Source organism: Streptomyces sp. NPDC055099, assembly GCF_053607685.1.
This window is the reverse complement of sequence record NZ_JBSGUA010000002.1, coordinates 249,760-274,239: the sequence shown is the minus strand read 5'-3', so window position 1 is coordinate 274,239 and position 24,480 is coordinate 249,760. Positions and strand designations below refer to the sequence as shown.

General features: G+C 69.8%; 22 protein-coding genes and 1 riboswitch. Of the genes, 10 read left to right on the top strand and 12 right to left on the bottom strand.

Annotated features, from left to right (window positions below; genetic code table 11):
• Positions 1 to 62: 62 nt before the first annotated feature.
• The 5 genes from ACWFRU_RS05585 to ACWFRU_RS05565 form a co-directional block, all read right to left on the bottom strand.
• Complete coding sequence (locus ACWFRU_RS05585) at positions 63 to 1,172, bottom strand: hypothetical protein (protein ID WP_453684809.1); 1,110 nt, start codon at positions 1,170 to 1,172, stop codon at positions 63 to 65.
• A gap of 2 nt (positions 1,173 to 1,174) precedes the next feature.
• Positions 1,175 to 2,335 carry a hypothetical protein gene (locus ACWFRU_RS05580; protein ID WP_453684808.1) on the bottom strand — a complete coding sequence of 387 codons (1,161 nt, stop codon included), beginning with the start codon at positions 2,333 to 2,335 and terminating at the stop codon, positions 1,175 to 1,177.
• 164 nt (positions 2,336 to 2,499) lie between these two features.
• The gene (locus tag ACWFRU_RS05575; RefSeq protein WP_453684807.1) at positions 2,500 to 3,249 is read right to left on the bottom strand and encodes a LysM peptidoglycan-binding domain-containing protein; all 750 of its coding nucleotides are present in this window, start codon (positions 3,247 to 3,249) and stop codon (positions 2,500 to 2,502) included.
• 2 nt (positions 3,250 to 3,251) lie between these two features.
• A riboswitch (cyclic di-AMP (ydaO/yuaA leader) is annotated at positions 3,252 to 3,408 on the bottom strand.
• A gap of 377 nt (positions 3,409 to 3,785) precedes the next feature.
• Positions 3,786 to 4,211, bottom strand: coding sequence for a restriction endonuclease (locus ACWFRU_RS05570; RefSeq protein ID WP_453684806.1), 426 nt, complete (start codon positions 4,209 to 4,211; stop codon positions 3,786 to 3,788).
• A 453-nt stretch (positions 4,212 to 4,664) separates the two neighbouring features.
• Entirely contained in the window at positions 4,665 to 5,960 is a 1,296-nt protein-coding gene (locus ACWFRU_RS05565; protein ID WP_453684805.1) for a PAS domain S-box protein, read from the bottom strand.
• A 342-nt stretch (positions 5,961 to 6,302) separates the two neighbouring features.
• On the opposite strand from ACWFRU_RS05565, the gene ACWFRU_RS05560 reads away from it, so the two are divergent.
• Genes ACWFRU_RS05560 through ACWFRU_RS05550 form a run of 3 tightly spaced genes read left to right on the top strand, consistent with a single transcriptional unit; the run spans position 6,303 to position 11,037 of the window.
• Positions 6,303 to 7,658, top strand: a complete 1,356-nt coding sequence (locus ACWFRU_RS05560; protein WP_453684804.1) for an ATP-grasp domain-containing protein — start codon at positions 6,303 to 6,305, stop codon at positions 7,656 to 7,658.
• Positions 7,655 to 9,679, top strand: a complete 2,025-nt coding sequence (locus ACWFRU_RS05555) for a PEP/pyruvate-binding domain-containing protein (RefSeq protein ID WP_453684803.1) — start codon at positions 7,655 to 7,657, stop codon at positions 9,677 to 9,679. Before ACWFRU_RS05560 ends, ACWFRU_RS05555 begins: the two co-directional genes overlap by 4 nt.
• Before the next feature lie 17 nt (positions 9,680 to 9,696).
• Positions 9,697 to 11,037 carry an MFS transporter gene (locus tag ACWFRU_RS05550; RefSeq protein ID WP_453684802.1) on the top strand — a complete coding sequence of 447 codons (1,341 nt, stop codon included), beginning with the start codon at positions 9,697 to 9,699 and terminating at the stop codon, positions 11,035 to 11,037.
• Positions 11,038 to 11,061: 24 nt separating this feature from the next.
• On the opposite strand, the gene ACWFRU_RS05545 is transcribed toward ACWFRU_RS05550, so the two are convergent.
• The 3 genes from ACWFRU_RS05545 to ACWFRU_RS05535 form a co-directional block, all read right to left on the bottom strand.
• A complete protein-coding gene (locus ACWFRU_RS05545; RefSeq protein WP_453684801.1) occupies positions 11,062 to 11,754 on the bottom strand; it encodes a hypothetical protein in 693 nt (230 codons plus the stop codon).
• A gap of 178 nt (positions 11,755 to 11,932) precedes the next feature.
• On the bottom strand, positions 11,933 to 13,027 hold the full coding sequence (locus tag ACWFRU_RS05540; RefSeq protein ID WP_453684800.1) for a sensor histidine kinase: 1,095 nt from the start codon (positions 13,025 to 13,027) through the stop codon (positions 11,933 to 11,935).
• Positions 13,020 to 13,688: a response regulator transcription factor gene (locus tag ACWFRU_RS05535; protein WP_453684799.1), complete on the bottom strand. Its 669-nt coding sequence runs from the start codon at positions 13,686 to 13,688 to the stop codon at positions 13,020 to 13,022. Before ACWFRU_RS05535 ends, ACWFRU_RS05540 begins: the two co-directional genes overlap by 8 nt.
• 129 nt (positions 13,689 to 13,817) lie before the next feature.
• Here ACWFRU_RS05535 and ACWFRU_RS05530 point away from each other — a divergent pair, with 129 nt between their 5' ends.
• The 3 genes from ACWFRU_RS05530 (at position 13,818) to ACWFRU_RS05520 (ending at position 16,886) form a co-directional block, all read left to right on the top strand.
• The gene (locus tag ACWFRU_RS05530) at positions 13,818 to 14,453 is read left to right on the top strand and encodes a M15 family metallopeptidase (protein ID WP_453684798.1); all 636 of its coding nucleotides are present in this window, start codon (positions 13,818 to 13,820) and stop codon (positions 14,451 to 14,453) included.
• Positions 14,454 to 14,581: 128 nt separating this feature from the next.
• On the top strand, positions 14,582 to 15,559 hold the full coding sequence (locus ACWFRU_RS05525) for an endonuclease/exonuclease/phosphatase family protein (protein ID WP_453685271.1): 978 nt from the start codon (positions 14,582 to 14,584) through the stop codon (positions 15,557 to 15,559).
• A gap of 535 nt (positions 15,560 to 16,094) precedes the next feature.
• The gene (locus ACWFRU_RS05520; protein WP_453684797.1) at positions 16,095 to 16,886 is read left to right on the top strand and encodes an ADP-ribosylation family protein; all 792 of its coding nucleotides are present in this window, start codon (positions 16,095 to 16,097) and stop codon (positions 16,884 to 16,886) included.
• Between the two features lie 32 nt (positions 16,887 to 16,918).
• Here the strand turns inward: ACWFRU_RS05520 and ACWFRU_RS05515 are convergent, their stop codons facing one another.
• On the bottom strand, positions 16,919 to 17,119 hold the full coding sequence (locus ACWFRU_RS05515; RefSeq protein ID WP_453684796.1) for a hypothetical protein: 201 nt from the start codon (positions 17,117 to 17,119) through the stop codon (positions 16,919 to 16,921).
• A 232-nt stretch (positions 17,120 to 17,351) separates the two neighbouring features.
• Between ACWFRU_RS05515 and ACWFRU_RS05510 the strand changes: the two genes are divergently transcribed.
• Together ACWFRU_RS05510 and ACWFRU_RS05505 are read left to right on the top strand one after the other, a co-directional pair.
• Entirely contained in the window at positions 17,352 to 18,221 is an 870-nt protein-coding gene (locus tag ACWFRU_RS05510) for a sigma-70 family RNA polymerase sigma factor (protein ID WP_453685270.1), read from the top strand.
• Positions 18,222 to 18,329: 108 nt separating this feature from the next.
• Positions 18,330 to 19,223: an NAD-dependent protein deacetylase gene (locus ACWFRU_RS05505; RefSeq protein WP_453684795.1), complete on the top strand. Its 894-nt coding sequence runs from the start codon at positions 18,330 to 18,332 to the stop codon at positions 19,221 to 19,223.
• Positions 19,224 to 19,289: 66 nt separating this feature from the next.
• On the opposite strand, the gene ACWFRU_RS05500 is transcribed toward ACWFRU_RS05505, so the two are convergent.
• The gene (locus tag ACWFRU_RS05500; protein ID WP_453684794.1) at positions 19,290 to 20,690 is read right to left on the bottom strand and encodes an ankyrin repeat domain-containing protein; all 1,401 of its coding nucleotides are present in this window, start codon (positions 20,688 to 20,690) and stop codon (positions 19,290 to 19,292) included.
• A gap of 404 nt (positions 20,691 to 21,094) precedes the next feature.
• Positions 21,095 to 21,733, bottom strand: coding sequence for an HAD family hydrolase (locus ACWFRU_RS05495; protein WP_453684793.1), 639 nt, complete (start codon positions 21,731 to 21,733; stop codon positions 21,095 to 21,097).
• 145 nt (positions 21,734 to 21,878) lie between these two features.
• Between ACWFRU_RS05495 and ACWFRU_RS05490 the strand changes: the two genes are divergently transcribed.
• Positions 21,879 to 22,151 carry a DUF3253 domain-containing protein gene (locus tag ACWFRU_RS05490; RefSeq protein ID WP_453684792.1) on the top strand — a complete coding sequence of 91 codons (273 nt, stop codon included), beginning with the start codon at positions 21,879 to 21,881 and terminating at the stop codon, positions 22,149 to 22,151.
• An 83-nt stretch (positions 22,152 to 22,234) separates the two neighbouring features.
• Here the strand turns inward: ACWFRU_RS05490 and ACWFRU_RS05485 are convergent, their stop codons facing one another.
• Positions 22,235 to 23,071 (bottom strand): LysR family transcriptional regulator, encoded by an 837-nt coding sequence (locus tag ACWFRU_RS05485; protein ID WP_453684791.1) that lies wholly within the window; start codon positions 23,069 to 23,071, stop codon positions 22,235 to 22,237.
• A 78-nt stretch (positions 23,072 to 23,149) separates the two neighbouring features.
• On the opposite strand from ACWFRU_RS05485, the gene ACWFRU_RS05480 reads away from it, so the two are divergent.
• Complete coding sequence (locus tag ACWFRU_RS05480) at positions 23,150 to 24,421, top strand: MFS transporter (protein WP_453684790.1); 1,272 nt, start codon at positions 23,150 to 23,152, stop codon at positions 24,419 to 24,421.
• Positions 24,422 to 24,480 lie beyond the last annotated feature (59 nt).

Below are 24,480 nucleotides of genomic sequence, written 5' to 3'. Positions count from 1 at the left end.
ACCTCCCACAGAGAAGTGGATCAGTGGATCACCAAGGTGATCCACCCCTCCATACAGCCTCCTCAGCCGAAGCGTTGAATGCGCGGAGCGAAGGTGTTCTCGGGTCCGGCGGCGCGGCCGACCGACCACACCGTCGACGTACCCGGCACGGGCGCAAGCTGCAGCGTCCGGGAGTCGCCCTCCCCGGCCACCGCCGGTTCGCTGTACTCGGCGAACGACTGGCCGTCCCAGGACAGGAAATCCGGCCCGGGCACCAGTGGCGGGTAGCTGCCGGGCGGACCGTACTTCTGCGAGTTGGCCACCGAGACCCAGCCCAGCTTGCCGTTCGCGGCGGGAGCGAACGAACTGATCGAACCGAAGTTGGTGGGTACGGCCACCCGGCTCCACCCGTTCCCGTCCCAGCGCATCAGCAGCGGCGGAATCGGTTTGCCCACCGGGCCACCGACGAACCCGGCCGTGCCGCCCGCCCATACCTCGGTCGGCGAGACCGCGAGCACACTGCCCACGGCCGACCTCGGGAACCCGTCCACGATCGTCTGCTGCCACTCCTTGCCGTCCCAATGCGAGACGGCGGCGCCGGAGTTGGTGGCGCCCGCGGCCCAGATGTCGTCGGCCGCCACCACGTGCATGCCGTAGACGGCTCCCGGCGGCACCGGCATGTCCTGCCAGCCGCTTCCCTCCCGCCGCAGCAAGACCTGCGCGCCGTCCCGCGATCCGATCAGCCAGGTCTCCCCGCCGCCGGTGACGACCTTGGTCAGCAGGACACCGCGGGGCGGCCGGCTCTCGCGCCAGGCGGTGCCGTCGTAACGCAGCAGGCGGGCGCCGCCCGCCGAGTCACGGCCGACCGCCCAGATCGCGCTCGGAGAGGTCGCGGCGATGGACAGCAGATCTCCTTGCCAACTGACCTTGGGAAGACTCTGGCGCTGCCACGCGGTTCCGTCCCAGCGCAGCATCAGCGGAAAGCCCGGGGCCTCGCGGCCGACGGCGTCGGAGCCCACGGCCCACGCCCGGTCGGGGCCGAACGCCACGGCCTCGTTCAGCCCGGCCTGCGGGCGTATCCCCGCCGGGACCGGGACGTGCTGCCAGGCAGCGGGCTCCGCCGCGGCCGAGCTCATGACGGTGATGACGGTCATCGCGACGGCGAGAACCGCGACGAGAAGTCGGCGCACCATGGTCAGCCTCCCAGCCGCTCGCTCATCAGGTTCGGTTTCGAGCCGTAGATCTCGGCGGTCCCGAAGGACAGCAGCGAGGACCCGGCCTTCGTCAGGACACGCGGTTTCACGTCGATCGCGTTCGTGCGCTCAGGGCCGTAGGAGAAGGTGGTGCGGGAGCCGTCGACCCGCGCGTACTTCGACTGGAACGCGCGGTCGCTGCGCACCGGCAGCCACAAGGCGCCGTCCGGGCCGCGCACCATGCCCTCGGTGTAGGTGTCGCCCAAGGGCGGGTAGGTGGTGCGCCAGGTGTGGCCGTTCCAGGTCATGAGGTAGGTGCGGGGCACGCCGTCGGTGTACTGGCTGCCGCCGATCGTGACGCGGCCGGACGGTTCGACCAGCATCGTGTGGATGTTGCTGTTCGGCGGCAGCGGCACCTTCGCGTCCCGCCAGGCGGTGCCGTTCCAGCGCAGGACGGTCGTCCCGTTGGTGGTGTCCCCCCAGGCCCAGGCGTCGGTGGCCGTGCGCGCGGTGATCCCCATCAGGTACAGCACGCCCTCGGGGGTGGACTGTGTGGTCCAGCCGGAGCCGTCGTAGTGCAGGACCTTCAGCCCGGTGTCGTCCTCACCGACCACCCACGCGGCACCGGGCACGGCGGCGAAGTCCTGGTAGACCCACATGGTCTGCGGCAGAGGGACCGTGCTCCACTCTCCCGACCCATCCGATCCTTCCGCCGACCGGCGCAGGATCTCGCCCGCTCCGTCGCGGTTGTGCATGATCCATGTTTCCTTGCCGACGAACTGCACCTCGCCGAGCCAGCCCGACGCCTCGGCGCCGGGGAAGCTCCTGTCCCGGCTCCACGCCGCGCCGTCCCACCGGTACAGCATCGGCCGCACCCAGTCGGTGGTGTGCTCGTTCCCGGTGGCCCAGGCCTCGCCCGGGCCGCGGGCGGCGAGGTCGGACACGGTCACGGGCGGTGCGGCCGCGGGCACCGGCAGCGCCGACCAGCTCGGCGTCACGCCCGGCCTGTCGGCCTCGGCGGAGGGCACGGCCACGGCCGGGGATACGACCGCGACAGGTGATACGGCGGCGGTGCACGCGATGACAAGGCCGATGATGGCCGCACGGAGACCATGGTGACCACGGAGACCAGTGCGACCACTGAGACGACGGAGACCGTTCATGAGACCCCCCAGGAACGCGAAGGTCGCTCACCTTATGGGCATGCACCCGTCGGTGAATAGACGGGTGCATGCCAATTCGAGGGCCCCTTCCGGGAGGTTCCGACAGCCCTGAGCCCCGGCACGCGGTGCGTGCCGGGGCTCAGGGTGGTGGAGGCCGGTATTCCCTAGTAGGGGCCGTTCACGTTGTCGATCGAGCCGTACCGGTCGGCCGCGTAGTTGCAGGCGGCGGTGATGTTGGCGACCGGGTCGTAGCTGTCCAGCGAGGTGCCGGGCACGTGGTAGGCGTCGAAGGTCGGGCCGATGACCTGCAGGAGCCCCTTGGACGGGGTGCCCGCGGCGGCGTTGACGTCCCAGTTGTTGATGGCCAGCGGGTTGCCGGAGGACTCGCGCATGACGTTGCGGTGGATGCCCTCGTAGGTGCCGGGGATGCCGTGCTGGGCCATGACGTCGAGCGACTCCTTGATCCAGCCGTCGAGGTTGTTGGCGTACGTCTTCTTCGCCGGGGCGACGGCGGGCTTGGCCGCGCTCGAGCGCTCGGAGCGGTCGGCCCGCTGGTCGGACGCCTTGGAGGCGGCCGCGTCGTCCGCCGGGGCCTTCTGCCCGATGGTGATCTTGAGGCCGGGGTGGATCAGCTTCGGGTCGGCACCCAGAACGCTGCGGTTGTCCTCGTACAGCTTCTTCCAGCCGCCGCTGACCGAGTGCTCTCGGGCGATCTTGGCGAGAGAGTCGCCCGCCGCGACGACGTAGGTCTTGGGGGCGGCGGCGGGCTTGGCGGCCGCGGCGGGCTGCGCCGCACTGGCGGCGGTCGCGCCGATCACCGGGAGGACGAGCACGGCGCCGCCCGTGCCTGCCGCGGCGATGCCCCGGCTGAGCGCGGTGGACTTGGGGCGGCGGTGCTTACCCTTTGCAGGCATGACGAATTCCTCTCCGTCGCCTACGAGGTGAGCTGTCGGGTTCGGACGGGAGATGTCCGGTCGCACTGTGAATGCGACTTCACCCCTAGCCGTTCCGGAATCCGGATCGGCGGCTTACCTGGGTCCCCCGCTCCTGCCGTGCGTAAGTGAGTGAGTACGGGAAGGGTTTCCGGACAGCGGCAGGATTCGGCGTTCCATCCGGATTGACGGTGACGTTAGGCGAGAATGCCCGGACAGAACAAGGCCGGAATTCACTCGGGGAATGCGCGAGGCCCATTCTCGGAGTCCGCTGCCCGCGCCCTCATTGATCAAATAGCCTCAACTTTGTTTGCGGGAAACGAAAATGCGCCGAGCGGCCCTTGAGGCCCCGATCTGCGGGTGTGACTCATTCCACTGCAGCGCAAGGCCAAGTGGGGTCAGAAGTTGCCTTATTCGCAAAAGCGGACATAATGCGATCCCTATTTTTCATGTCAAAACGGGCATCGCTTTCGGTGGGACCCGGTGCTGACGCCTCATGGCGAACCTGATATAGGGGCTCAGTTCGTGGGCATAAAGCGAGGCGGGGGCGGGATATTGGGCAGCAATTCCCACAACGGCCGTGCTCCTGCCGCCCAGTTGGCGAGCGTGGCGCGGTCCACCAGGTGCATGTGCAGCTGCCGGGCCAGGGGAGCGCACCGCTGGGAGAAGCGTCCGTTGGTCACCATTACCACGATGTCCGCGCCGTGGAGCTGGCGGGCCGTCCCGTTGACGCGCTGCAGGTCGGGTGTGCCGACCGGCGAACCCTGTGCTCCGTTCCTGCGGTGCTTGCACTGAATGACCCACCTGCGGCCCATCGGGTCGGTGGCGACCACGTCCGCCCCGTTGTCACCCGTGCCGCCCGTCTGCCGGGCGTCCATACAGCCGTCGCGGCGCATCAAGTCGCGTACCGCGTACTCGAACTCGCGGTGATGCAATGCGTCCAACCGTGACATCGCATAGCGCAGTTGCCGGCGCCTGACGTCGGCCCACAATGCCCGTTGGCGTCGATGATGCAAGAGCCCAAGGCCCGCCGACGCGGCCGCGACGGCGAAAGCGATCAGTAACCACCAGTGCACGAGAAGCCAGTTGACAATAGGGGCAACCAGTGTGAGCGCCACGGCGGCACCGGCAAGAAGCGCCACAAGTCGCGCTTGTTGCCGCTGCTGCCTTTTGGTCGGGCGTCGCCGGCGCCGTCGCGCAGGCGACCGCCGCGTCATTGCCGACCGCCATGGAGTGAAAAGAGCCTGACAAATGACATGAACGGCCCCCCCATTGTCGACGGACTTCTCGTCCGACCTTCCATGCTGGCAGCCGCCACTGGCCATCGGAAAAGATTTGTTCACGTCAGATGCCGGGCAATTTCGCGGCGTTGGCTCCCGGATCTCGGATTCCGTCCGTCAGACGGAGCTGAGCGGATGGGCCGCCGTCGCCGAACGCGGGGGCCAGGCGCGCGGGGCGAGGATGCCGAGGACGTACGCCCGGGCGACCAGGGCGGGGCGCGTGGTGGCGTCCAGAAGTTGCCGCAGGCGGCTCAGGTGGTAGTCGACCGTCTGCCGGGACAGCCGCAGCGAGGCGGCGATGTCACTGTTGCTGCTGCCCTCCGCCAGGAGGGAGAGGATGCGGATCTGCGCGGCGGTGAGCGAGGGATGGGCCTCGTGGGCCAGGCTCTGATGCGTGACGACAGCCCAGACGTGCCGGGCATGGGCAGCCGAATGGCCGACCGTCGTCAGGTGGAGCTGCGCACGGCGTTGCCGCCCCCGGGCGTCGACGAGCACGGCGGACGTCTCCACCCGTCTGGTGCGGCGGGCTATCAGACCGTTCCATCTGCGGTGCAGCCGATCGAGGTCGGGGGCGGGGGCGGGGGCGAGCAGCGTGTGCGCGCGACGGCCCACCAAGTCGGGAAGGCCGAGGTGAAAGAGTTCGGCGGCCGCCGAACTCGCCTCGATCACCCGCCCGTTGGCCGAGAGCAGCGCGCAGGGCAGTCCGCTGTGGTCGCGCAGCGCCTGCAGGTTCTCCTCCGCCTCCTGGCGCTGGACCATGGCGCGGAGGTGGTCGGTGATGTCCACGTAGATCCCGGCTACGCAGGTCTCCGCGTCCTCCCGCACGGGGAAGCGGTGCCCGGCTGCCTGGCCGACGCTGCCGTCCGGGCGGCGATAGCCGAGGGTGTGCCGCACCGGAGTGCCCCGGCTGAGGATCTCCTGGTCCAGGGCGCGGAACTGGGCGGCCTCGGCGGGGGCGTCGAAGTCTTCGATGTATCTGCCGGTGAGTTCCCTCGGCGTGGTGCCGTAGAGGTGCGCGTAGGCATGGTTGGCCCACAGGTAGCGTCCCGCGCGGTCCCGGATGAAGGCGGCGGCCGGGGCAAGGTCGACGAGGTCGGCGAAGGCGGCGTACCGGTGTGGTGCGTGCGCGTCGACCTCCACCGCGAGACCGCGCGTACGGCTGTGGGCGCGCGACTCGTCCAGGGGCCAGCTCACGTCGAAGGTGCGTCCGTCGAACTGCGCCTGCCAGCTGACCTCCTCCGGTGGATGCCCCGGGGCCGAGAGTTCCTCGTGCATGCGCTCCAGGAAGCGCTGCGCTGTCCCGGTGTCGGCGAAGGCGCCGCCTCCCCTCTCCAGGACCTGCCACGGCTGGTCCACCTCCCACCAGAACGCGGGCAGGTGTTCAAGCAGTGCCTTGAGATTGGAGTCGTTCACAGCGGTATCTCCGTCCGTATTCCACTGGTTGACGCACAGTCACAAAGCGATGCGTATCCCGTGTCGATCTCGCGCATGCTCGGTTTCTCGGCCGAATCGGGCGGGACGAGGGCCGCCCGGACGCCGCGTGCGACCGCGGCACTCAGGCATTTGCCTGAACGGCAGACGTCCCCGTCGGCGCTTCGGCCGTCTGTCGCCTGGTCCCCTTGAGTGTGCGGGTGAACACGCCCCGCAACGTACGTCCCGGTGGCCCCGCGTGTTCTACGCGCGTCACCGATCCGTACGACGTCATGCCTCAACCGGACGAATGGAGAGGGAACTTCAGTGAGCAAGGTGCTGTTAGTGCATGCCAAGGGTGGCCCGCCGCTCGGTCACGTCCTCACACGGACGGCCGCCAGGGCGGAAGTGCACCTGCTGGCGCTCAGCGCACTGCCTCCCGCCGTGTCGGAGACGGCCGAGCGGCTGTGCGCCTCCGTCGTGACGCCCGCCGACGCGCGCAGCGCCGACCTGGTGTCCCTGATCGTCTCGCGGGCCGAAGCCGTGGGCGCGCACGCGGTGCTCACCTTCTCCGAGTACGCGGTCGTGGCCGTCGCCGAGGCCTGCCGGGCGCTGGGTCTGGCGGGGGCGGGCAGCGCCGCCGCGCTGGCACGCGACAAGCGGCTGATGCGTCGCACCTGGCACGAACACGGCCTGCCGCAACCGGAGTTCCGTCCGGTCGCCACCGAGTCGGATCTGCACCAAGCGGCCCGCGACCTGCCCTTCCCGCTCCTCCTCAAGGCGGCCTGGAGCGCGGGATCCACCGCGCACCAGATCATCCGCTCCCCGCACGAGGCATCCGCCGCGTGGCGCCGGTCACGCGAAGTGATGGCCGAATCCGCTCAGTTGGGATACGCGGAACTCCATGTGGCCGAGGCTGAGGCGGACTTCGTCGTCGAGCAGATCGTGAGCGGCACCGCTTCGGACTGGTTCGACGAGCCCGGCTGGGGTGACTACGTCAGCGTCGAGGGCGTGGTGGCGGACGGCGTGTTCCGCCCGATCTGCCTCAGCGGCCGTATGCCCACCGTCGAGCCGTTCACCGAGCGCGCGGGCATCACGCCCGCCCTGCTGTCCCAGGACGCCCAGGACCGGATCGTGGCCCTCGCCCGAGCGTCCGTCGACGCTCTCGGACTGCGTGACTGCGGTACCCACACCGAGATCAAGCTCGGTGCGGACGGCCGCATGTGGCTGATCGAGACGGCCGCCCGGTTCGGCGGCGCGATGACGGTGCCGCAGATCGAGGAGGTCTTCGGGCTCGACCTCGTGGGCATGCTCGTCGACCACCTTCTTGGCCGCCCGGTCGAGTGGCCCCGGCACGCCCTCACTCCCGCACAGGCGAACGGCGCCGCGGGCTCCCTCGTCGTCCTCGCGGTCGACTCCAAGGGCGAGGCCTGGCAGGACCGCAAGGTCTGGGACTTCACCGCCGTCGCGGCGGACGTGCCCCTGAGCCACGGCAGCGAACTGTCGGTGGTCGCCGAGAGCTCGCTCACCGACGGCACCCTCGTGCCGGTGTACGACCCGGCCGCGGGCGCCAACACCATGGCGGCGCTGTGCCTGCTGTCCGCCACCGACCCGCGGACGGTCCTGCGGGACTTCGAGACCCTGGTGGACGCCCTGCCCCGGGTCCTGCCCGCCGCGCAGCCCGAGGAGGTCGTCCGATGACCGCCCAGATGTTCACCGGCCCCGCCGAGCCGGCCACGGACCGCACGGTCATCGGCGAGAACCTCTCCCTGCCGCTCTTCCGCACGCTCTCGGGCGTCCTGGCCGGCCACCCCTACCTCAAGGTCGTCGTCGACCGCGCCGAGAACACCTGGCACCTGCTCGACACGACCGCGCACCCCTTCCACGTCAACTACATCGCCACCCGCGTCCTGGGCATGGAACTCGAAGCGCTGGACGCCGAGTTGGACGCCTTCAACGCCTCCGTCTACATGGACCCCGAGCGCCGTTTCCTGCTCGGCGTGCTGTCCCTGCACACCGAGCAGGAAACGGACGGCCGCGAACGCACCTTCCTCGTCCTGGAGACGACCGAGGCCGACACCATGCACGGCGAACTGCTCGCCCACTTCTACGAGTTCGTGCGTGAACGCGTCGACGGCAGGCTCCCGGTACTCCTCAAGCCCGCCAACCACGGCCAGGAGGAGGAACTCGCGGCGATCAGTGAACAGCGCGTACCCCGCATCCTGAGCCACGAGCTCTTCGGCTCCCGCACCCGCACTCCGCTCAACCCCGGCGAGGCCACCGGGCGACTGCGGTACTTCCGTACGCACGAGGAGTACGCGGCGGCGGAGGCAGGTCTCGGCTGGGCGGACATCGTGGCCATGCCCTGCCTGCCGGACGACGTGCCCCGGGTGGCGGGATTCCTCAACACCGCGCCGATCACCCCGCTTTCGCACACCAATGTGCTTGCCTCCGGCTGGGGCATACCCAACGCGATCGTGCGCGACCTGCGACAGCTCGTCGACAAGGACCAGCTCGACGGCGCGTGGGTCCGCTACCGCGTGCGCGAGGACGAGATCCTCCTGGAGCGGCTCGATCACGAGCCGGCCCTGCGGGCACCGGCCTGGCACCAGCAGCGCATACGCCTCCAGCCGCCCCTGCTCGAAGACGCCCCCGTCCTCGCCCTGCACCGGCTCCGCAGCGCGGACCGCGACCGCTACGGCACCAAAGCGGCCAACCTCGGCGAACTGCACCACGTACTCGACAGCCGCACGGCCGACCTGACCGCCTTCTACGGCCGGCCCCGCCCGCCGCGCGAAAGCCTCTACGCGCACCTCGGGGCGCGGCTGGGCCTCAGCACACCCTCCACGGCCGAACTCCACACGGCGGCGGCCGACTTCGTGGCCACCACCGTCGACGCCCCGGAAGGAGTCGCGCTCCCCTTCGCGCTCCAGCAGCATTTCCTGGCCTCCTCGCCCGCCCTCCAACAGGGCATCGGCAAGCTCAAGATGGCACTCGAACTCGACGCCACCGACGTCCTGGACTCGCTCTGCCTGCAACTCCAGCACTTGATCCGCAACACACCCGTCCCCGAGTCGGTCACCCGGCAGATCGACCAGGCATTCACCGCCATCGCGGCCACACACCGACGCCTGGTGGTGCGCTCCTCGTCCAACGCCGAGGACCTGCCCGGCTTCTCCGCGGCAGGCGTCTACGACTCCGTCACCACCGTCCACTCCACCGGCGAACTCCTGGACGCCGTACGCCAGGTGTGGGCCTCGCTGGTGTCACCGCGCAGCGTGCGACTGCGGCACGAGGTCGGCATCTCCCTGGACGACACCTACATGGGCGTGATCATCCAGGAGTACGAGCCCGCCTCCCTCGGCGGCGTCCTGGTGACCTGCAACCCGACCCGCCGCGAGGACTTCCGCAACGTCTACCTCAACTGCTCGCCCGGCTCCCCGGAACAGGTGGTCGACGGCTCGGTCCTGCCGCAGCAGTACCTCTACAACACCGTGGAGGGCGGCGGCCGCACCGTCGCCCTGGGCTCCTGGGACGAGCCCCTGCCCGCGGCCACCCGCGCCCGGCTCGCCGACCTGTCGCTGACCGGACGCCTCCTGCAGTCCCACTTCAGCGGCTCGCACTTCGGCGGCTCCGACGTGGACAAGCCGCTGGACATCGAGTGGCTGATGACCGAGCGGGGCGACTTCCGGCTGGTCCAGATCCGCCCGTACGCGCTGTGAAGGCGCCCACCCACAGGGTGCGAGCCACCGGCCTGACGGACACCGCGCGCCGCATCATCCGGCTCAACTACGGCTTCCAGCTGCTGTTCAACCTGCTGTGGTGGATGCCCGTCTTCTACGCCTACCAGAAGGCCGCCGGGCTCACGGACGCGCAGATCTTCGGCATCCAGAGCATCTACTACGTGGCCTTCTGCCTCTTCGAGATCCCGACCGGCCTGATCGCCGACCGGATCGGCACCCGCAACTGCCTGCGGGCCGGCGCGGTGGTCATGACGGCGGCGAACCTGGCTCCGGTGCTCAGCGCCTCGTACACCGGCTTCCTCGTCCATTTCCTCGCCATCGCCGCGGGCCGCTCGCTCACCTCGGGTGCGGCGAGCGCCTATCTGTACGACGGGCTGCGCGCCGAAGGCTGCGACGAGCACTACCTGAAGGCGGAGGGCACCGCTCGGGCCCTGGGACTCGCGGCCAAGGTCGGGTGCTGGCCGCTGGTCGGACCCTTGATGTCCGTCGCCCACGCGGCTCCGTACGTGCTCAGTGCCGCCAGCGCGGCGGGTTCCCTCGCCTGCGCGATCGCCCTGCCCCGGCTCGCGGGAGCGGGCGACCGGGCAGGCAAGGCGGACACCTCCGCCGGAGGACGCAGGGGCGGGGCGTTCCTGCGGGACGCGGGCTCCGCGCTGCGCTGCGTCGCCTCCTCGCGGTGGCTGGCCATGGTGATGGTGCAGGGCGTGGCGGTGTTCACGCTGTCCCGTATCTGCCAGGTCAATCTCTTCCAGCCGATCCTGCTCGACCACGGCATCGCCGAGGCCTCGCACGGGGGAGTGCTGGCCGCGATGACGGTCGCCGAGGCGGTGGCCTCGGCCCGCCCCCAGTGGCTGAGCCGACGCCTCACACCGGTCGCCTGGGTCTCGATCCTCAGCCTCGTGCTCGCGGGCACCCTGGCGGCCATGACGCTCGGCGGGCCGTGGGCGGTGGTCGCGCTGCTCTGCCTGTTCGCCGCCGCGACCGGCTTCGCGTACCCGGTGCAGCGCAAACTGGTGAACGACGCGGTGCCCGCGCACGCCCCGCGCGCCACGCTGCTGTCGGTCGAGAGCATCGTGGACCGCGCGGTGTGCGCCCTGGCCGCGGTCGCCGCGGGTGCCTATCTCTCGGCCGGGCACTTGGACGCCCTGCTGTGGCACAGCGCGTTGGCGACAGCCGTCTTGCTCGGAGCCTTCCAACTGCTGTTGCGCAGTGGGGTGGTGAAGCGGTCAGGGCTCCAGGCCACGGCGGACGCCAACGAGGGCAAGCGCAACCCATCCGCCCGCGCGGCTCCTGGCGCCTCCGGAGGGGGGCGCCGCGGGCGGCGGGCCGACGAGTAGCAGCAGCCTGCCTGGGACCTGGGGTCAGCGGGGCCGGTGGCCGAGGAGTTCGATCAGCCCGACGGGAAGGTACGCGGGTCGGTGAGGCCGGTCTACCTGGTACGGGACGTAGCCGAGCGAGGCTGCGACATCGACCTCCTCGGCGGTCTCGGCCTGATAGACGACCCGACAGTGGCCCGCGGAGGCCTTCGCGCGCTGCCAGAGCACGGGGGCAGGCTTGCGTTCCGCCTCCGTGCGGGGAGTGAGGACGCGGTCGCCGAAGTCCTCCCACGCGAAGGGCGCGGAGCCCCGCCAGGTGGCGTCGACCTCCTTCTTCAGCCTGGCGGCACGCTCGGCATCGGTCGCGCCCCAGGAGGGCGGAACGTTGGTGATCAGGCCGATCCTGATGTGCCGTTCGCGCAGCGCACGCAGATAGGAGGCCGCCCCGGGCCGATAGCTGGTGCTGCCGTCGTCGGCGGTGTGCACGAGGGTCTCGCCCAGGTCGAAGTACACGACAGGGCAGGCGCGTTGCGCTCCCGCGCGGGCGGCGGCGGAGGCCATCGCCGTACCGCCGCTCGCGTCCCGGTGCACGGCGGCGCTCGCCGTCGTCGCCGTCATCGCTGTCACGCACAGCACGGTCGACGTCAGCGCCGCGCCGAGCGCGAGGCTCGCGCGGAGGGAGCCCTGTAAGGCGGATTTTTTCATGATGTCGTCGTCGCCCTTCTTCTGGCACACCACGAGGGGTATGCGACTGTCCCGTACATGACATGCCGATGCCGCCGGTAGTGCCCCGGCGGCGCCAACAAGACCGGCGGCTCACACGTCGTTCCGCCGATCTATCGCGCTCTACCCCCGAACACCACGCGCCACTCGGACCGGTCGGCCGCAACGTGATCAGGCCGCGCCCGGCGACCTCCTAGGCGTCCATGTCCGGTGGCGTCGCGGGAAGTTCCACAGTGATGCGCAGCCCGCCGCCGGGGCGTGGCGCGAGGGTGAGGGTGCCGTTGTGTGCGTGGGTGATGGTCTCGACGATGGCCAGACCGAGGCCGACGCCTGCGTGGCCGGTGTGAATGCGCTCGGTGCCGCGCTGGAAGGGTTCGGTGAGTGTGGCGACCAGGTGGGGAGTCAATTTCTCGCCGGTGTTCTCGACTGTGAGCGTCACGGTGCCGGGGCGGGTGCTGGTGGTAACCCAGACCATGCCCTGTTCGGACAGGTTGTGGACGATCGCGTTGTGCACGAGGTTCATGGTCAGTTGCAGCAGGAGCGCGGGCGATCCGGTCGTGGGGGTGACGTCGCCGCGGGTCTCGATGGTGACGCCGTTCCGTTCCGCGAGGGGGAGCAGTGTTTCGGTGGCTTCTTCCGCCATAAGGGACAGGTCGACCTGTTCTCGGGTGAAGGACCGCTGCCGGGCTCGGCTGAGCAGGAGCAAGGCTTCAGTGAGGTCGATCGCTCGCGTATTGACGGCTTGGAGGCGGTCAAGGACTTCGCCCTTGTCCTGTGACGGATCGGTGCGGGCCACGTCGAGAAGTGACTTCGAGATGGCCAGTGGCGTGCGTAGTTCGTGCGAGGCGTTGGCCGCGAACCTCTGCTGCTCGGCGACATGTGCTTCGAGCCGTTCGAGCATCGCGTCGAAGGCGTCGGCGAGTTCGCGGAACTCGTCCTGGCTGCCGGGCAGTTGGATGCGGTGCGAGAGCGATCCTGTCGCGGCGGTGCGGGTGGCGTCCGTGATACGGGTCAGAGGGGCGAGCATCCGGCCGGCGAGGACCCATCCTCCGAGGAGGCCGAACACCAGGAGGAACACCATGACCGCGGCCGCGATGGGAGCGAACCCGCGCACGAAGGTGGTGCCCGGAGTCGCTCTCCATGACCCCTCTTCGTTGGTCTGCAACCACCCCTCCCGCAGAAGCCACCAGCCCACGGCGGCGAGCAGCAAGGCACCGGCGACCATGAGGAACCCGGCGTAGCTGAGGGTGAGCTTGAGGCGGACGCTGAGGCCGGGAGATCTATCCACCGTCGACTCCGATGCGATAGCCGACGCCGGGCACGGTGGCGATGATCCAGGGTTCGCCGAGGCGCTTGCGCAGCGCCGAGATGGTGATGCGGACGGCGTTGGTGAACGGGTCGGCGTTCTCGTCCCACGCGCGCTCCAGGAGTTTCTCGGCGCTGACGACACCTCCCTCGGCGGCGATGAGCACCTCGAGTACGGCGAACTGCTTGCGGGTCAGCGCGATGTAACGGCCGTCCCGGTAGACCTCGCGTCGGAACGGATCAAGCCGCAGCCCCGCGATCTCACGGACCGGAGGCCGGCTGTGGGCACGTCTGCGGTCGAGCGCCCGGAGCCGGAGGACGAGTTCCCGCAGTTCGAACGGCTTGGTGACGTAGTCGTCGGCGCCGAGTTCGAACCCGGACGCCTTGTCGTCAAGACGGTCGGCGGCGGTGAGCATGAGGATCGGCATCCCGCTGCCGGAGGCGACGATGCGCGCGGCGATCTCATCACCGGAAGGCCCGGGGATGTCGCGGTCGAGTACGGCGATGTCGTAGGTGTTGATGCTCAGCAGTTCCAGGGCGGAGTCGCCGTCGCCCGCGATGTCGGCCGCGATGGCTTCCAGGCGTAGGCCATCGCGAATGGCTTCCGCCATGTAGGGCTCGTCCTCGACGATCAACACGCGCATGTTCTCGATGCTACGAGCGGGTGCATATCGTCGGCGTATCGAAAACCGCATACGGGCCGGCAACCTGCTGGTGCCTTGACTGGCGGCATGACTCGAACCCCGCCATCAGCAGGTACACTGCCCCGCCGGATGCCTCGCCGGACGCGCCGGCGCTTTGCCGTCGGTCTGCTCTGCGTGCTCGGCCTGCTCGGCCTGGCAGTCGTCATAGCGGCGATCACCGCGGCCTTCGACGGGCGATTACTCAAGCCTTCGTCCTCCTCGGCCGCCTCACCCCTGAACTCCTTCGGCAGCGATCCCGATCGTGAGGCGCTCGGGAAGGATGACGGAGTAGTTCCCGACGGCGTGACGGTCTTCGAGGACGCGATTCCGGCCGTGACCCGCCTCGATCCGGAGCTGCTCAAGGCCCTGCGCCAGGCCGCGTCGGACGCGGCGGACGACGGAGTCGAGGTCTACGTCAACAGCGGCTGGCGCTCCGCGGACTACCAGAATCACCTTCTTCGGGAGGCGGTCGCCGAGTACGGGTCCGAGGACGAGGCAGCCCGATGGGTGGCCACCGCGGCGACGTCTCCCCACGTGTCAGGGGACGCGGCCGACCTCGGCCGCTCCGATGCCACGAAGTGGCTTGCCGAGCATGGCTCCGCGTACGGGCTGTGCCAGATCTACAAGAACGAACCGTGGCACTACGAACTACGCCCCGAAGCGGTCGATCAGGGTTGCCCGCGTACGTATGCCGACCCCACTGAGGACCCGAGGATGCAGCAGTGAGCGTGAGCGAGCGAGGACAGAGCATCGTGCAGGCCGACGCAGAGGAGGAGACGAGCCAGGCCGGCGACCAGAGAGACCAGAGCGATCAGGGCGACCAGGGCGACCGGGGCGACCGGTGCGATCAGCGAGTGTCGGCCGGGCCGGGGCCCTGGAGGCGTGGCCTGGTGCTCACTGCCCTGGCCTTGCTCCTTGGTCTGTTCATGCTGCTGCACGCACAGATCACGGACTACGGGGGCTTCGGCAGCCTGGTGGAGACCTTCCTGCCGTGGTTCGGCCTGCTTGTCCCGGTGCTGTTGGCCGGGGCGCTGTGGCGACGCTCCGCTTCCGCGGTGGTCGCGCTGCTGGTGCCGGTCACGGTGTGGCTGCACCTCTTCGGCGGGCTCCTCACCGACAAGTCCCACCCCCGCAGCGACCTCACCGTGGCCAGCCACAACGTCGGGGCCGACAACTCCGACCCGTCCGGCACCGGCCGCGCCCTGGCCGCCTCCGAGGCGGACGTACTGGCGCTGGAGGAGATCAGTGCTCAGGCGAAGCCGCTGTACGAGAAGAGCCTGGCGAAGACGTATCCGCATCATGTGGTGAGGGGGACCGTCGGCCTGTGGAGCAAGCTGCCGCTGTCCGACACCCGGCCGGTCGACACCGCGATGGACTACGGACCGCTGGCGGACACCAAGCCGGCCGACGTCAAGATGGCCGACAACCGGGCGTTGCGCGCCACGGTGGCCACGGAACAGGGGCCGCTGGCGGTGTATGTGGCCCACCTGGGTTCCGTACGCGTGGTTCCCAAGGGTGGCTTCACGACGGATGACCGGGATCGCGGCGCGAAGGCGCTCGCCGAGGCCGTCGCCGCCGAGCGGAACGAGCGGGTGGTGCTGCTCGGTGACCTGAACGGCACCACCGACGACCGCGCGCTGGCCGGCCTCACCTCGCAGCTGCGCTCGGCGCAGACTGAGGCCGGTGACGGCCTCGGTTTCAGTTGGCCGGCGTCGTTCCCGGTGGCGCGGATCGACCAGATCCTGGTCCGGGGTGTGGAGCCGGAGAGTGCGTGGGTGCTGCCGGAAACGGGGAGCGACCACCTGCCGGTGGCGGCTGGCATCAGTTGGTGACTGACGCGAGCGCGGTTGCCTGCTCTGTGATGGAAGGGGAGGCCCTTCGACCTCCCCAGGCGTAACAGCCCTCCCCTTCCAGCCTCCGCCGGGTGCCCCACCGCGCGGGATCCATGCGCGGCCGTGGCGGTCATTGCCCGGGCCTGTGTGTCAGAGGCATCCGCTGGCTTGCGGATCATGGGAAATTCAGGAGAACTTTCCTCCACGCTCTTGGCCGTGCTGGGGCTGCCGGGTGCGACCTGACCAGGGTGGGGTCAGCAGCGCGGGAGGTCGCCGTGTCGACCGTGCCCGGGGTTTCGATAACCTCGCCTTTCAGTGTAGTGATTCGGCGTGCGCACGCCACAACTTGGGGGACCTTCCGATGAGCGGCAACTCGCAGAATGCGGCAGCGCGAGCCGCCGTCGAAGCGCGCGTCCTGCGGGACTGGGGCCTGGAACTGCCTGAGTCAATCTTCCGGTTCTGGCGGTTTCTTGGGTCACTTGGTCCGGTCGAAGAGCGCGCGCTGGCGGATCTGGGGGTCAGTCCGTTCGGCATCATGGATCTGTTCGGCGAACCTGAGCGGATGCCGGTCGGGGACATCGACGTACGCGTGCACGGCCGCTACTACCGGGACCCGCCCGAATTCCTGACCTTCATGCACGGCGGCACGGACGGTCTGCACTACGGCCTGTGGTTCGACGACGGCCGTACCTGCAGCACGGTTGCCTCCTACTACAACAACGACGGCGGCGGGATCGACACCACCGCGAGCACGCCGCTGGAGGCGGTACGTGCCCTCCTCGAACGATTCTGGCGTGACCTCCAGGACGACGAACGGGACGAAGAGGCGGACGTGCGAAGCGGTCAACTGGCCCTGCTGCGCGATGCGTTGACCGCAGTGGAAACAGGGGACCGACCTGAAGTCGGCCTCGCCTACTCCTCGAAATACGACAGGGCCACCGGACCCGTGGACCCGCACAGGATCACCACGCTGGACGGTGCGGGCGGGCTCGCTTCAGGCGCCTCCACCCTGGACCGCCCGGGGCACCGCGGCGTCGACGAGTACAAGTTCGCGACCTACATGTACGACCTGTTCGACGATGCCGCCGCCTTGCGGGCGAACGTGGAGGATGCCCGCCGCCGTTGCGCGCAGGGCGACCCCACGGAGGCGCTGCTCCTGGGCCGCGACCTGCACTGGGCGTCGGCGGGCGACACGGACCGCGAGGCCCTCGCGCACGAACTCCTCGTACTCGCCTACCGTGCGCTGGACCGCCCCGCGCTGAGGGCCATCGCGGAGGCGCACCACCGGCACCGCTCCCTCCCGCAGGTGGACGTACTGGAAGGGTGATCCGCAGGGCTGGGGCGAGGAGCCATGTCCCGTCAGAGCGCGACCCGCAGCGGGCGAGCGTTCGCACGGCCGTAGGCGAGAACCTGCGCGAGGACCTCGCGGAACTGTGCGATGTCTTCGGCAGGGGCCTCGATGGCTGCTTCGATCTCGCAGTCACTCAGCCTCAACGCCGGCAGCGAGTCCGGGGCCAGAGACACACGGAAGACGTCGTCGGTCAGTTCAACCGCCCGCACGCACCCGTATGCCGGCCTCGATGAAGTCGCCGTCCGGGTCTATCTCTGCGCCGGCTTCACGCGCGACGAAACGGTAGGTCATGACGCTGTTTCTAGCAGGCCGGCCCTACATCGGTTACCTGTGCCCGTTCGGGCCCGTCATCACCTACGACGGAGCAGCTCTGAGGAAGGTAACGACATGTGCGGCACCAGCCCGACGGACCCGACCGACCCGATAGACGCGACGGACCCGATGGACCAGGCGGACCCGATGGCCGTGGCCTTCGAATCCCAGCGCGACCGGCTGCGCGCGGTCGCCCACCGCATGCTCGGATCGCACGCCGACGCCGAGGACGCCGTCCAGGAGGCGTGGCTGCGGCTCTCCCGCCAGGATGCGGCGGCCATCGACAACCTCGCCGGCTGGTTGACGACGGTGGTCGGCCGGATCAGCCTGGACATCCTGCGATCGCGCCGGTCCCGCCCCGAGGCGCCCTACGGCGACCAGCCCCCCGAGCTCGTGGTGACGCTCGACAACGGTGTGGTCCCCGAGGAAGACGCGATGCTCGCGGACTCGGTCGGGCTCGCGCTCCTCGTCGTACTCGAGTCGCTCCGGCCGAACGAACGGCTGGCTTTTGTGCTGCACGACCTGTTCGCGGTGCCCTTCGACGAGATCGGCCAGATCCTCGGCAAGTCGACCGACGCTACCAAGATGCTCGCCAGCCGCGCCCGCAGAAAGGTGCGGTCGACCGAGCGGCCGACGGGCGTCGAGCAAGGACAGCGCGAGGTGGTCAAGGCGTTCTTGGCAGCGGCCCGGCTCGGTGAGTTCGACGAGCTGCTGCGCCTGCTCGACCCCGACGTACGACTGACCGTCGACACCCCCGACGGTGTGGCTGTCGTCCTCGGCGCCTCCAAGGTGGCCGCAGGCGCGAAGCTGGCCGCCGGAGCGGCCGCGGTGGGGCACGCGGCGATCGTCAATGGTTCACCCGGCGTCATTTCCTGGCACGAGGACGGCACCCCGTTGTCGGTCCTCGCGTTCACCGTCGTCGATGGCCGGATCACCGAGATGACAGCCGTGGTCGACCCGGTCAAGCTCGCGCGGATGGACCTGCCGGCCCCGGTGTGAGCCCGGGTCTGCACGCCGGGCGGCCTGCCCCCTCTCGACCTGCGCCCGCCCCCCCCTCCGGTACGCGTGACCGCGGCGCTCGCGCGTCAAGAACGTAAGCTGGCAGGCATGCGGATGCGACCCACGTTGACCTGGGAGCCCACTGGCGGTCTGCTCCCGGCCTCGAGCGACCTCACCGCTGTCGTCGAGGCGGTGCGCGCGGGCAAGGTCGTGGTGCTGAGCGGTGCGGGGCTCTCCACGGAGTCGGGCATCCCCGACTACCGCGGCGCGAACGGTTCCCTGCGTCGGCACACGCCCATGACCTATCAGGAGTTCATCGGCGCCGAGCAGGCGCGCCGGCGGTACTGGGCGCGCAGTCAGCTGGGGTGGCGGGCGATGACGCGGGCCCGCCCCAACGCCGGTCACCGTGCCGTGACCGCGCTGAGCGAGGCAGGCTTCGTCACCGGCGTGATCACACAGAACGTCGACGGGCTGCAGCAGTCGGCCGGGGCCCACAACGTCATCGAGCTGCACGGAAGCCTGAGCCGGGTGATCTGCCTGACCTGCGGGCGAGGCAGCACCCGAGCGGAGCTCGACCAACGGCTGAGGGAGGCCAACCCGGGGTTCGAGGCCGCCGCCGAGCGCTACCGTGCCGCGCGGGTCAATCCGGACGGCGACGTGGAGCTGCCGGACGAGGCGGTACGGGAATTCCGGGTGGTGGCGTGTGCGGGCTGCGGCGACGGGGTGCTCAAGCCGGACGTGGTCTTCTTCGGTGAGAACGTCCCCCCGGCGCGGGTCGCGGACTGTCGCCGCCTGGTCGACGAGGCCGCCGTCCTGCTCGTACTCGGTTCCTCTCTCACCGTCATGTCCGGCCTGCGTTTCGTGCGCCAGGCGGCGGAGTCCGGCACGCCGGTCCTGATCGTCAACCAGGGCCCGACCCGAGGCGACCGCTGGGCGACCCAGCGCGTCGACCTGCCGCTGGGGGAGGCGCTGGCGACTCTGGTGGCGAAGGTGTGTCCCTGAGGGTGAGGCGGGCGGGCCGGCCGGGCACTTCGGCTGATGCGTCTGAGGGAGCGGCCGGCCCTCTTCTCAGCGGCGAAGCCGTGAAGGCAACTCCACCCAGCGGCGCGGCGAGCGACGGTCCACGGCCTTCTGGGCGTTGCTGAAGCGCAGACCGGCTGCCGCGGCGGCGTAGGCGAGGGTGTTGGCGTCATGCGGGAACGCGTGCCGCCGCTGCCAGAAGCGGAAGTGCCAGTGGGCCGCTGGATCCGACTTGCCTGGCGGCAGGCCGATCTCCTCATGCGCCACGACTTCGCCGTTCCGGGCCAACGTCCCGAAGGTGCCGCCCTTGGGGTTGAAGTAGATGCCGTACGCGTCGGTGCCCGCGGATATCGCCTGCAGAACGGTGTTGTCGCTCGGCATGTATCCCTCTTGGGTGATCACGCAGCCGCCCGGTGTGCCGACCACGCTGGTCACTCCCACGTAGCGGAGGGTCGCGTCGTGGTCCGCCAGGTCGAAGGGGGCGTGCTCAAGGTCTGCCGTCGGGCATCGCGTGGGGTCAGCGCCGAGGCGGAGGATCAGTTCTTCCTCACTCAGCCCCCGCACGAAGCAGAGGCCGAGCCCCTCGGTCCACAGTTCCTGCTCGCCGCAGGCGGCGATGAGTGCGTCCGCCTCCCGGAAAGCGGCGGCTTCGTCGGCGGGCAGCTCCTCTCTCCCGGGCAGTTCCGCGACGAGTGGCGCGAGCGATGTGGTCAGCAGGAGGCGGCCCGGCGACCAGGGACCCGTCTGCGGTGTCCATACGTCGGCCCCAGCGGCGATCAACGCACGGACATTGGCCTCGTTCACGGTGCAGGCCGCGTACCACAGAGGGGTGTGCTCGTGGTCGTCGCGTGCGTCGGCTTCCGCGCCGTGGGACAGGAGCGCGGTGACCGCGTCGGCCGCCTCGTGCTCTGTTGCGAGGTGCAGAGGAGTCGCACCTTGGACGTGTGCGTCGGGCGGCGAGCCCCCTTGCAGGCGGGCCTGGATCACCGCCGTGTTTCCCCAGTCCCCGTAAGCCATTCGTTCCCAGTCGGGCCTCGGCAGGTAGCGCAGCCGTTCTTCCTCCTGATGGCGCAGCATCGTGCGCTGGCGTCGTGTCAGCGGCGGAGCCAGGAAGGCGGGCGGTCCGTCGATCTCGAACGTCGCGAAGGTCTCCGGTTGCTGCGCCGGATCCGGTGCTTCGAGGTCTGGCCAGATGTCGAGAGCCCTCGCCGACGCGGCGACCAATGCAGCGGCATCGATCGAGGTACGCGTCTCCTCGATGCCCTCGTCCGGCCACTCGACGACCAACTGCGCCTCGCCTGGCGGGGGCAGGTCCGGAAGATACAGATCGAGGTCGGTCTTGAAGAGGGAGCGGCGGGACTTGTGCAGCCCGGTGTCCAGCCAGATCAGCCCGGCGGCCTGATCCGTGACAGCCGTGCTCTTGCGCCCGTCCGGCCTTGTCCACTCCACAGGGCGCTCCACCCTGGCGTCCAGTGAGGTCACCCGGCGCCCGTCACAGAACAACAGGCCGACCCGGAGCCCGGACTGTCGCCCTCCCTCGGTGTTGGACCATCTGGCCTTGCGGAAGACCGAAAGATGCAAGGTCGCCGAGTGTGGCCACAGCGACCATCCCGTCATCACCACCCGGGCTTGCGCCCCGGAACCGACCACCGCCAACTGCGAGTGCAGCACTGGCGCGAACCACTCGGTGGGCGGTGCGGAGCGTGCCGCGTCACTTCCCGGCGGACACAGCCGGACCAATGCGGTCCGCTCTGCGGCCGGTTCCTCCGGTAACACCAGATCATCGAAGAATCCCATGTGCCGATCGTGGCAGAGCGGTCTGACATCGCCCGGCGCCGAAGCCGGGGTACGGGTCAGATGGGCGAGGCACTTTGTCGCGCTCGGGAACCGGCATCAAGATGAGCTGCGATGCGAGCGATCGTCCGGGTGTTGTCCTCGAACAGATGCCCCTGCATGCCCAGCGCCTCGGCGGCTTCGACGTTGACTGCGACATCGTCGATGAACAGACAGTTCTCCGGGAGCACACCCAAGGCGGTGCATGCGGTCTCGAAAGCTCTCGGGTCAGGCTTGGCGATGCCGATCTCGTGCGAGTAGACGATCTTTTCCACCAGGTCGTCGAAGTGGTACAGCGACGTCTCCCGCACTCGGGCGCCGACGAAGCTGTTGCTGAGGATGCCCAGTCGGCATTTTCCCCGCAACGCCCGTACGTAGGAGATGAGTTCGTCATTCGGCGTCCCCAGGTACTCCGCCCAGAGGTCGGCCATGAAAGCCGTTACTTGAGGTGCCGTGAGACCCAGGCGCGCAGCTACCTGCTCGTGCACTTCACGTTCGCTGATGCTCCCGAGGCTTCCGGCGTGCCACACGTCGTGCATCCGCTCATGCACCGTGCCCAGCGGGAACCCCCACTGTTCTTCCCACCGTTGGACCCACCCCGTTTGTGGCGTGAGCTCCAGCACGCCACCGATGTCGAGAATGACGCAGGTCTCGCTCATACGGCCCCCCTCTTCTTCGTTCCGTCTGAGAGCGGACCCAGCATCCCCTGATCGGCCGCCATGAGAAAAACCGCGCCCGACGACCTGCGGATCTGTGCGGTGGCCGATGCCCGGATTTCGTCGGCGGCGGTGTCACACTGGCGCCGTGAGTGACAAGGAACGGCGGACCGAGCAGCGCCTGGAGCGAGTCATCGTGGAGTTGCTCGACGGGCGTGCGGTGGATGCGACCATCTGTCCGTCCGATGCCGCGCGGGCGGTGTACGACGGGGACGACGACGGCTGGCGTGAGCTCATGGAACCGGCCCGCCGCGCGGCCCGGCGTCTGGTGACGGCCGGCGAGGTGGAGATCACCCAGGGCGGCCGGCCCGTCGATCCGGAGAAGGCCCGCGGCCCGATCCGTATCCGCCGCGTTCGCTGACTTGGGCGCTCCACGCGGGGTGCTCTGGGCAGGGCCGGCCGGGGATGTCCGGCGAAGAGCTGACGCAGGGGCCACGGCTGTTCTCAGAGCGTGCGTCGCAGCGCCGTCTCCACCGCGTCGATCAGTGGATCGCCCTCCGTCCGCGGGTGTCGCGCGAGGCCGAGTTCGATGTCCGGCAGCGTGGGCAGAGCGGTCGTGTCGTGGCCGACCATGCCCGGTTCGACGTTCGTTGGCATCAGTGCGGCGACCCCGAGCCCGGCCCGTACCGCGGCGAGCACGCCGACCAGGCTGTTGCTCTCGAAGGCCACCCGCCAGGGCCTGCCGGCCCGTTCCAGGGTCTCCAGGACCGTCGTACGCCAGGTGCACGTGCCCGAGAACAGCACCACGGGCAGGGGATCGGCGGTCACGTCCACGCCTTGGCCGATCGCCCAGACCAGCGGGCGGCGAACCGTCCAGCGCGGCGACGCGGGAACCACCGGCACCTCGTCCAGCACGAGTTGTACGCGGCCCGCCTCGTAGGCCTCCCGCATCTCGGCGGTGGAGAAACTCAGCACCTCCAGCCTCGCACCGGGGTGCAGCCGGGCGAGGTCGGCGAGCGCTTGGGGAAGCTGCGCCGCGGCGAGGTCTTCGAGTAGCCCGACGCCGCAACGGCCGGTCAGCGCGCGGCCGGTCTCGGTGAGTGCCTGGGCGCTGAGCGAGAGGATGCGTTCGGCGTACGGCAGGAGCTCCTCGCCCGCCCGGGTCAGCGAGACACCGGACGGCGACCGGTAGAGCAGCGGGCGGCCGACGGCGCTCTCGAGCTTGCGAACCTGCTGGCTGAGTCCGGGCTGGGTCTTGCCCAGCGTGGTCGCGGCGCGGCTGATGCTGCCCGCCCGGACGACGGTGACGAATGACCGCAGCAACGCGGTCTCAAGGTCCATGGCCATAAATAATTACTATGGCATCCCCAGCGAAATAACCCCTACCTATGTCTTGAACCAAGGCCTAGCGTCTCTCGAGTGACCGGATACCGACAGATACTCGCCGTGCCAGGGATGGCATCACTGCTGGGTATCTCCCTGCTCGCGCGTGCCGCGATCACGGCTGACGTGATGGCGCTGACGATGTACGTCGTGCTCGGTCTGGACATGAGCTACGCGGCGGCCGGTGGTGTCGCGGCCGCGCTGACCACCGGACTGGCGCTCGGCGGGCCGCTCCTCGGCCGCATGATCGACCGGCGGGGCCTGCGCGCGGTGCTGCTGGCAACCGTCGTGGTCCAGGTCGTGTTCTGGCTGAGCGTGCCGATCCTGCCGTACGGGGCCCTGCTGGGCGCCGCCTTCGTGGCGGGGCTGCTGATGGTGCCGGCCCAGCCGGTGACCAGGCAGGCGATCGCCGCGATGACGACGGCAAAACAGCGCCGCCCCGCCTTCGCGCTGGAATCGGTGCAGGGCGAACTGTCGTACATCGCGGGCCCGCCAATCGTGATCCTCTGCGCGGCGAAGATGTCCCCGGAGGTGGTGGCCTGGGGTGTCGGCGCCGCGATCGTGGTGGGGGGAGTGGGCATCGCCCTTCTCGACCCGCCGTTGCGGACCAAGGACGAGGCGGGCGCCGCCGCGGTCGCACGTCCGCGCCGCCGGGAGTGGCTCGGCCCGGGCATGATCGCCATGCTCATGATGGCGTTCGGCACCACGATGCTGCTCAGCGGCACCGACCTGGCCATCGTCGCCACCCTCAAGGAATCCGGCCAGGTCTCCTGGGCCGCCGTGGTCGTGGCCACGTACGGCGCGGCCTCCGTCGTCGGCGGGCTGGTGTACGGAGTGCTGTCCCGGCCAGTGCCGACCTGGCTGCTGCTCGGTCTGCTCGGCCTTGCCATCATTCCGGCGGGGCTGGCCCGCGATTGGCCCTGGTTGTGCGTGGCCGTCGCCCTTTCGGGGCTGCTCGTGGCGCCGACTCTTTCCACGGTGGCCGACGCGGTGATGAGACTCGCGCCGGTCGGTGTACGTGGTGAGGCGACGGGCCTGCAATCCTCGGCGCTGAGTGCGGGGTTCGCGCTCGGAACGCCGATCGTCGGGGTCGCGATCGACGCCTCCGTGCCGGGTGGCGGCTTCGTGGCGGCGGGACTGGCCGGCCTCGCCGCCGCCCTGGCCGGGTATCTGCTGTCCCGCGGCTCACGTGCCACCCGAACGCGGCCTGGGTGCAACGGACTTGGGCTCACGGAGGTACGGGGCCTCGATTCGCTCCCAGCGCACCCGCCCCCTCCGCACGAGACCGGTACCCGGCCCGGCGCGTGAGATCGGGCCGGGGCGCGCACCGCCTCTCGTCGATTCAGTTCGGTTCAGTTCGGTTCAGG

Coding starts and splice junctions, on each gene's coding strand:
- ACWFRU_RS05535 (WP_453684799.1), bottom strand. CDS start 13,688: ATGCGCGTGTTGATCGTCGAGGACGAGCCCTACATGGCGGAAGCCATT.
- ACWFRU_RS05585 (WP_453684809.1), bottom strand. CDS start 1,172: ATGGTGCGCCGACTTCTCGTCGCGGTTCTCGCCGTCGCGATGACCGTC.
- ACWFRU_RS05520 (WP_453684797.1), top strand. CDS start 16,095: ATGGATCTGTTCGGCGAACCTGAGCGGATGCCGGTCGGGGACATCGAC.
- ACWFRU_RS05555 (WP_453684803.1), top strand. CDS start 7,655: ATGACCGCCCAGATGTTCACCGGCCCCGCCGAGCCGGCCACGGACCGC.
- ACWFRU_RS05575 (WP_453684807.1), bottom strand. CDS start 3,249: ATGCCTGCAAAGGGTAAGCACCGCCGCCCCAAGTCCACCGCGCTCAGC.
- ACWFRU_RS05495 (WP_453684793.1), bottom strand. CDS start 21,733: ATGAGCGAGACCTGCGTCATTCTCGACATCGGTGGCGTGCTGGAGCTC.
- ACWFRU_RS05510 (WP_453685270.1), top strand. CDS start 17,352: ATGGACCAGGCGGACCCGATGGCCGTGGCCTTCGAATCCCAGCGCGAC.
- ACWFRU_RS05530 (WP_453684798.1), top strand. CDS start 13,818: ATGCCTCGCCGGACGCGCCGGCGCTTTGCCGTCGGTCTGCTCTGCGTG.
- ACWFRU_RS05505 (WP_453684795.1), top strand. CDS start 18,330: ATGCGGATGCGACCCACGTTGACCTGGGAGCCCACTGGCGGTCTGCTC.
- ACWFRU_RS05580 (WP_453684808.1), bottom strand. CDS start 2,335: ATGAACGGTCTCCGTCGTCTCAGTGGTCGCACTGGTCTCCGTGGTCAC.
- ACWFRU_RS05485 (WP_453684791.1), bottom strand. CDS start 23,071: ATGGACCTTGAGACCGCGTTGCTGCGGTCATTCGTCACCGTCGTCCGG.